General features: G+C 71.6%; 1 protein-coding gene. It reads right to left on the bottom strand.

The genetic code is table 11. The features are described 5' to 3' along the window. Positions 1-855: family 16 glycosylhydrolase (locus tag FRW57_RS22195; protein WP_152187100.1), on the bottom strand; the 855-nt coding region annotated here is incomplete at its 3' end. Between the last annotated feature and the right edge of the window lie 49 nt (positions 856-904).

Raw genomic sequence — 904 nt, 5'->3', positions numbered from 1 at the left:
CGTGTTGACGAGGGCCCCCGTGCCGGAGCCGTGGTGGGTGTCGACGCTCGGGGCGTGGCCTGAGCCGGTCCCGACGCGGGTGCGGGTCCCGGCGCCGGTGCCGACACTGACCGGGGTGTAGGCGACCGCGTAGGCGAGCTCGAGGGTGCCGGTGGTGGCGGGGTCGATGCCGGGGTCGGCGAAGGTGCCGGTCAGGTTGCCCTCGGTCTGCAGCTTCCACGTCATCGGGATGTCGGGCACGTTGACGGTGGAGGTGTAGCCGGTCCCGAGTCGGGTGCCGTCGAGCCAGAACTCGACGCGGTCGCCCTTCCAGACGATCCGGCACACGTGCCACTGCCCGTCGGTCGCGGCGGTCGAGGACACCTCGGCGTAGGCGTTGTTGACGTGCAGGCCGGGCGGTTCGACCTCGTGGACGAACCCGGCGATCGGCTGGCCCGCTTCGAAGCTGGCCTCGGGGAAGTCGATCTCGCCCTGGTTGCCGTCGTTGGACACCGGCCACAGCAGGAACGCCTGCTTGTAGCCGGGGATCGGGGCGGGCACCCGGTAGGCGATCTCGTAGATGCCGTACTGCTGTTGCCCGCCCTGGCCGCCCGGGGGCTGGATCGTCTCGGTGCGCGGCTTGCCGGTCCCGTCGGTGTAGAGCTGCATCGAGAGGACGCCGTCGGCGACGGTGATGGAGTTGCCGCCGTTGTAGTAGGAGGTGTGGCCGTTGTCCCACGTGTCGGGGTAGGCGATCCAGCCGGGGTATGCGGTGAGGAAGTCGCCGGCCGCGCAGTCGGTGGTGAAGTTCTCGGCGAGGATCTGCTTCCAGCCGGCAGTGGCGAGCGCGTCGGGTGGCAGGTCGCCGGTGGGCATGGCTGGCGCGGGGGCGTGGCCGGCGGCGGCGCCGACCCTGCTGCGGGCT

The sequence above is a fragment of the Segeticoccus rhizosphaerae genome (assembly GCF_009192725.1).
Classification (GTDB): Bacteria; Actinomycetota; Actinomycetes; order Actinomycetales; family Dermatophilaceae; genus Segeticoccus; species Segeticoccus rhizosphaerae.
Note: the sequence above shows the minus strand (reverse complement) of the source record. Positions and strands in the feature narration are given on the sequence as shown.